General features: G+C 63.9%; 5 protein-coding genes. 1 reads left to right on the top strand and 4 read right to left on the bottom strand.

The window, feature by feature from the left end:
* Positions 1 to 128 precede the first annotated feature (128 nt).
* Positions 129 to 659, top strand: coding sequence for a DUF2127 domain-containing protein (locus EPN29_05055; protein ID TAN33814.1), 531 nt, complete (start codon positions 129 to 131; stop codon positions 657 to 659).
* Here the strand turns inward: EPN29_05055 and EPN29_05050 are convergent.
* The 4 genes from EPN29_05050 to EPN29_05035 are packed head-to-tail and all read right to left on the bottom strand — an operon-like array spanning position 597 to position 6753.
* On the bottom strand, positions 597 to 2843 hold the full coding sequence (locus EPN29_05050; GenBank protein ID TAN33813.1) for a DUF2029 domain-containing protein: 2247 nt from the start codon (positions 2841 to 2843) through the stop codon (positions 597 to 599). The genes EPN29_05055 and EPN29_05050 overlap by 63 nt on opposite strands.
* On the bottom strand, positions 2614 to 3471 hold the full coding sequence (locus EPN29_05045; GenBank protein TAN33815.1) for a metallophosphoesterase: 858 nt from the start codon (positions 3469 to 3471) through the stop codon (positions 2614 to 2616). Before EPN29_05045 ends, EPN29_05050 begins: the two co-directional genes overlap by 230 nt.
* Positions 3324 to 4640 (bottom strand): AI-2E family transporter, encoded by a 1317-nt coding sequence (locus EPN29_05040; GenBank protein ID TAN33812.1) that lies wholly within the window; start codon positions 4638 to 4640, stop codon positions 3324 to 3326. Before EPN29_05040 ends, EPN29_05045 begins: the two co-directional genes overlap by 148 nt.
* Positions 4540 to 6753, bottom strand: a complete 2214-nt coding sequence (locus tag EPN29_05035) for an HD domain-containing protein (GenBank protein TAN33811.1) — start codon at positions 6751 to 6753, stop codon at positions 4540 to 4542. Before EPN29_05035 ends, EPN29_05040 begins: the two co-directional genes overlap by 101 nt.
* Between the last annotated feature and the right edge of the window lie 49 nt (positions 6754 to 6802).

The raw sequence follows: 6802 nt of genomic DNA, 5'->3' as shown, positions 1-6802 counted from the left end.
CTTCGACGAGCGAGACCGAACACAGATCGCCCGTCAGGCCGTGCGCCGGCTGGAGCGCCTCGGCTACACCGTCGAACTCAGCGAGGGCGCTGCCTAGTCGAACTCACTTTTCGGGTTAAGGTCAGGCGATGGCGCGGACCGGTTCGACAAGAGCCCATTACGTCGCCCGCCTCTGGGCCGAGCTCGGCCGCATGGGCGGCGAGCACGACGCCTTCATCAAGGTCATCATCGTCGAGCGCATCACCAAATCGGTCGTGCTCATCGCGCTTGCCATCGGCTTGCTCGTGGCCGGCAGGCGCGGCCTGCTCACCAGTTGGTCCGATTACGCTCAGGACCAGCTGAACCTCACCGCCGGCCGCAGCCTGGCCGTGTTGCTGCTACTGAAGCTGGTCGTCGTCATCGGCACCTTCAACCACATCACGCTGCTCGCCATCAGCGCCATGGCCTACGCGCTGCTCGAAGGTGCTGAGGGAGTCGGGCTCGCGATGCGGCGCCGCTGGGCCGAGTACCTGACGGTGATCGCGACCAGCATCCTGATCCCGTACGAGGCATATGAGGTGGTCCACAGACTCACGCTCTTCAAGGTGGGCGCGCTCCTATTGAACGTTGCGGTGGTGGGCTACCTGGTTTACCGAAAGCGCCTGTTTGTCGGCATCTGAAGCGGGGACCAACCACGAGCACCGGAACCCGGCGCGATGGGCCACGTATCTGAGCAGCGCGGCCAGCGTCTCGAACCCGTAGACGGTCGAGGTCCCGAAGCTGACCGAGCTGGCATCCTCGTGGTATCGGCCGATGGCCGGGACTTCGCCGATCTTGAACCCGAACGTGGCCGCCTGGATGAGGACCTGGGTGTCGAAAACGAAGTCGTTGCTGTTCTCCAGGAAGGGAATCGCCTCGAGGAAGCGGCGCGAGTAGGCCCGATAACCGGTGTGATACTCGGAAAGGTGAAGGCCGAGGACTCGGTTCTCGGCCGCGGTCAGCAACCGGTTGCCCAGGCGCTTCCACCATGGCATGCCTGCCTTGGCCGGATCCAGGCCCAGCCAGCGTGATCCGAGCACGATGTCGGCCTCGCCGTCCTCGATCGCCTTGCATAGATTGGGGATGATGGTGGGGTCGTACTGCCCGTCGGGGTGCAGCATGACGACCACATCCGCTCCCATCCGAAGCGCCTGCCGGTAGCACGTCTTCTGATTTCCGCCATAGCCGAGATTTTGCTTGTGCCGAATCACGTCGAGGTGCAGCGCGATGGCGACGCTGACGGTGGCATCGGCGCTTGCATCATCCACCAGCAGGATCCGGTCGGCGTGGCCCTGCGGAATGCCGCCGACGACCTCCATCAGCGTCTTCGCCGCGCGATACGCGGGAAGAACGATCACGCGTCGAGGTCGTGGGCCGCTCCAGGTGAGCTCACCGAGGGGCAACGGCTCGGGCCGCACCGACATGCGCTCGAAGGTGAGATACGCGGCGACCGCCAGCGCTCCGACAGCGGCCAGCCAGAGGTTGAGGGCGAGGGTCAGGTTGATGGCGGCGTAAGAGAGACCGAGTACGATGGCGGCCGCCATCGGCCGCCGCAGCTCGCCCGCGAGCGCCAGGTCCGCCAGAGCAAAACCGGGGATGACCATCAGCGCCAGGTCGTGCACGTTCTGATGAGGGCTCAGCACCAGCGAGGCAGCGACGGCCAGGGCGAAGTCCAGGCGCGGCTGGTCAGGGCGCCAGCTGAGCGACAGCGCCACGAGAGCCAGGAGGAAGACCAGGACCACCAGCGCCGCCGCCTTGCCGCCACCCGGCAGCGCTTCGAGAATGTTCCGCAATGAGTAGATGGCGGTGTCCGTGTACACCAGCTCGCCGGGGGCGGGCAGCTTACCGGCAATCGCCCAGGTGCCAACCGCGCCCAGGTAGCCGACCACCGCATTGGCACCAAAGCCGGCGACGGAGATCACCCCCAGACCAGCGACGACGCCCGCGAACCCTGCCAGCGCTCGCCACGCCCGGCGGGCGATGAAGAGCACGGGAATCAGCAGCAGCAGTTGTGGCTTGGCGAGAGCGAGCGCGCTGAAGATTCCGGCCCACCCATAAGAGCGTCGCGCCCAGGCGGCATACGCGGCCGCCAGCGGGACCAGCACGACCAGGTCGGACTGGCCCTGCAGCACGGTGACGAACAGCGGGAAGTAGCCGGCGATCATCGCGCCGGCGACCACCGCCGCACGGCCGTGAACACGAAGGCTGTGGCGGACGAGCAGAACCACCAACACGGCAGCCAGCAGCACGTTGAAAGCGGCCATGGCGTAATAGGCCTGTCGATAGTTCAGATAGGCGAGGGGGGCGATGAGCAATGTGTAGTAGGGCGGGTGGAAGTACGGGAGAACGAGGAAGCGGTCCGGTGGCTGTGCTGTGACCTGGAGCTCGAACTGTTTCTGCAGAACCAGGTCGTAGACGGCAGAGCCACCCCTGAGGACGTAGAGCTTGGCGGCCGCATAAAACGAGAAAAAGTCCGGACCGGCGAGGTCGCCCCGCACGAAGTTCAGCCAGTAACCCGCCCAGAAGAGCAGCGACCCGATGCCGGCTCCTGCGCCGGCGGCATAGCCCATGCGCCGCCACCTCATGGCGGCAGGTTCACCGTCCGGTTTCGAGTCGAAGCGCGAAGCGTTCCGGAAGCCTGGCCTTCCGGATCGCTCGTTGCGCCCCCCTGATGTCATATCGGATGCGCCGGAACTCGAAGGTCTCGCTGTCGACGTCCCAGACTCCATAGCTGGCGGTTGGGCTGCCGTCTCGGGGCTGGCCGACGCTGCCGGGGTTGACCAGCGCAGGTCCCTCGAGGCGAAAAGTGTCGACTCGATACTCATGGGTGACCTGACCGCCCGCCAGCCCGAAGATCCCCGGCACATGCGTGTGCCCGTGGAAGCAGATCCCGCCGTTGATGAGCTCGAGGTTGGCATGGGCGACCGCGGTGTCGAGCACGTATTCGTAGATGTGGTCACGGGGACTCGCGTGCACCAGCAGCACGTCGTGCTCGACGTGGCTGTCGGGCAAGCCGCGCAGCCATTCGAGGCGCTGCCCGCCGATCACGTCGACCGTCCAGCGAACGACAGAGGCGGCATCGTCATTGAACCATTCCAGGATTTCGGGGTCGGTGCAGGCGCGGTCGTGATTGCCGACCAGCGTCAGCCAGCCACGTTTGGTGACTTCGTCCACGCATCGCTTGGGGTCACCACCGTAGCCGACGACGTCGCCCAGACAGAGCGTCTTGTCCACAGGCGGGCAGTCGCGCAGAACGGCCTCGAGCGCATGCCAGTTGGCGTGAATGTCCGAGAAAATCGCGACCCTCAAGCCGGCTTCTCGTACAGGCGCGGATAGATGTGGTCGAAGAGGATGCGCAGAGTGGCGGCAATCGGAACGGCCACGAACATGCCGAGGATTCCCGCCCAGCTGAAACCGGCGATGAACGCCACGATCACCAGGATCGGTGGCAATCGGACGGCGTCGCCCATGACTTTGGGATAGACAAAGGTGAGGATGATGTTCGAGATCAGAAAGTAAAGGACGACGATGAGCAACGCCTTGATGGGGCCGGCCGCCAGGCCGACGAGGATGGCCGGAACCGCGCCGATGAACGGCCCCAGATAGGGGATCAGCGCGGTGATGCCGGCAATGAGCCCAAGGGCGACCGGATCTGCCAGCCCCAAGGCCGCACACGCGATACCGGAAAGAAGGCCAATCAACGCGGCGATGATCAGCTGACCGCGCGTATACGCGTAGAGCATCTTGCGGACCTTCCGCCAGATCTGGTCGAAGTCGGTGCGGTAGTCGTTCGGCACTAAGCGGCGCAGGACGCTCCGGGCTGCGGCCGCGTCGAGCGCCAGCAGGAACGCGACGATGAACATGAGCAGGAGCTGAAGCATGGTGGTGAGCGCGGTGAGGCCGAACGTGACCGCGTTGCCGAACTGTCCGAGGAGGTAGTCCTTGAGGTGTGCGCTGATCGACTCGGTGGTGCTCTTCAGGTCGATGTCGATGCCAAAGATCTGCACCGGGGATCCCTGAAGGCTGTTGATCCGGTTCTGGGCCGCCGCGGCCAGGCTTGGGGCCTGGACCTGCAGCTGGCCGACCTCTTTGACGCCCAGGGGCACGATCAGCAGAACCAGGCCGCCGATGGCGACGATGATGACGACGAAGAGCAGCGAAATGGCAACCATCCGGGGCACACCGAGTCCGACCAGGCGCGACACGGCGGGCTGAATCAGGAAGGCGATGGCGGCTCCGAGCACGAAAGCGCCCAGAAAATCTCGGAGCAGGTACAGCACGACGAGGGCGACGCTGAGGGCACCGAAGCCGAAGGCGATCTGCAGGTACCGCCGCCGCCGCTGAGGATCTAGCGACCAGGCGGATACCGCGCCCACGGTGATGGTGCTCGGCCCCTCCGGTTCGCTCTCGTGTGGGGCGCCTTTGGGGTGGGGGCTTGGACGCACGTTACGCAATCCCCGCAGTATGACGATGATTCCAATCCCCAGAGCCGCTCGCGAGCGGGCCGCTGGGGGCTTCAGTTCACTTGGCCTGCGGCTGGGCCCCCGCCGCTCGGAGGGTGGCCTCCTCATAGGCGGCGCCATGCAGAGGGTTGGTCGTGGAGCGCCCGGCGGCAATCGCATACAAAGCCAGCAGCACAAGGCCAACCCCCATGACGCCGAATGCGCTGAGCGGACCCGACATCTTGGTGATCAAACCCCCCGCCGCGAAGCCCACGATGCTTGCCGTCTGCACGAGGCCGAATCGTGTGGCCATGACACTGCCTCGGTTCGACGGGTCGGCAGCTTCCAACACGGCCGTCTGATTCGCAACTGCGTAGATCGGGTTGCCGATTGATGCAATAAAAAGGGCTGCCGCTATCAACATCAGCGATTGGCTCATCGCAATTGCGAGGGAGAAGGTGCCGCTAACGAGGAGCCCGGCGCCGACTGTGCGCATGGTCCCGATAGTGCTGAGTCTGCCGACGCCGACAGACCCGGCGAAAATCCCTACCGATAGCACTAGCTCCAGCATTGAATAGGTCTGCCCACCATGGCCTGCAGCTGATGCGCCAACGATGCTCGGCTGGTAGGCAAGCGCAAGCAGTGCAGGAAGGCCGATAGGCAGGAGAAATGCAGCAATGGTGGCAACCACAAGATGGGATCTCGCCGCAATCACCGACCATGAGCGTCGAAGTGCGCCTGACACCGGAGTCGCGAGGCCTCCGCCGCCTAGGTTGGGTATTCGGCTGACGATCGCGGCTGCAAGCGCGAATGTCATCGCATCGGCGATAAAGAGAAAGTTTGTGGAGTGAGGAAGCGATGCAAGAATCGCGCTTGCCAGCCCGAATCCGCATGCGCCTGCCAGCATGGTTATGGCTGCAACCATGGCGTTGGCTTTGCCTACCTGTCCAGGCGAGACTAATCCTGGAATCGCCGCTTGGCGGGCGGGCTGAACTACCGCATTGATCGATGCGAGGAAAAATAGGATCGGAATAATCAGCCACCATCGCATCCCAAGCGCTAACGGAGTAGCCATAAGGATCGCGGCTCGGAGCAGCTCAAGTCCGATGACCAACCCACGCCTCGACAGTCTGTCAGCCACCCCGCCGAGAGCGCTGGTCATGACGATCGTGCCCAGCGCCTGAGCGATAAAGCCAACGGCGACAAGGCGGGGATCACTGGTGGCCAAATAGATCGAGACGAGCGTCGCCACCTGGGTTAGGGGATCGCCGAGCGCGGAGATTCCAATTGCCGTGATAAGGCTGCTGAATCCAGGGTTCGTGCGCAGTACTCGAAGGGCGGTAATTCGCCGAGGCACCTCGGGGCGGTTGACAACGTCCAGCGGCTGGAGGCCGTGGAGTTCCCGGAGAGCGTCCACGACATTCGGGTCATACCAAAGGTTTGCCCGGCGGCTAATGTCCTCGACGCCTTCGATTGGAGTCATCAATGACTGCCGATAAAGCCGAGCGCCGGTGATAGTGTCAAATGAGTCGGCAACCGAGAGGATGCGGGCCCCGAACGGGATCACATCCCCTTTAAGGCCGGCAGGGTAGCCTGTTCCGTCCCACCGTTCATGATGATGCCGGACGAGAGGCGCTACCTCGGCTAATGCGGAATGCTGGGCGATCATGTCTGCGCCGATATCCGGATGGCGCCTCATGATCTCCCACTCCTCCTCACTCAGCGGCCCGGGCTTGTTAAGGATGTCGTCGCGAACACCGATCTTTCCTAAGTCATGCAGCGACCCTGCGGTGCGGATCAGCTCACATTCCCGGTCACCTAGCTCCAGATGCTCTCCTAAACGGGCGGCCAGCTCGGATACCCGTATGGAATGGGACTCGGTATATCGATCTCGAGCGTCGAGCGCCTGGGCAGCGAGGTCAAGGGTTTGGTCCTTGAGGAGAGTCTGCCGCTGGGCTGCGGCGACGTTACCGCGGGCTGCCAGAACGAACCCGAACAAGCCCGGGGCCATGATGTAGCCGATCAGGCCACCTTTGTCGAGGAGCAAAACAATAATCCCGCCGGAGAAGCTCACGGCTAGAGTTCCGATCAACGCGGCGACGCCAACGTTTTCGACCAGGGTCGTCAAGATCGAGGTACGTCTGACGTACGCCATGCCCATTGCCGTCAAGAGGTAGTTGAGCGCCACCGTCGCAATCACGTACGCCACGGTGCGCACCGGCAGGCCCCACCAGCTGCCTCCGCCGATCGAGGCCGCAGCGATTGAGGGGATCACGTGGGCAGTAGCAGACATCGCCCGATTGAATAGGAATGCCCACCAATTAATGGTCCGACCAGGGACC

It is taken from the genome of bacterium (genome assembly GCA_004299235.1).
Taxonomy (GTDB): domain Bacteria; phylum Chloroflexota; class Dormibacteria; order Dormibacterales; family Dormibacteraceae; genus SCQL01.
This window is presented reverse-complemented; position numbering and strand designations above follow the sequence as displayed.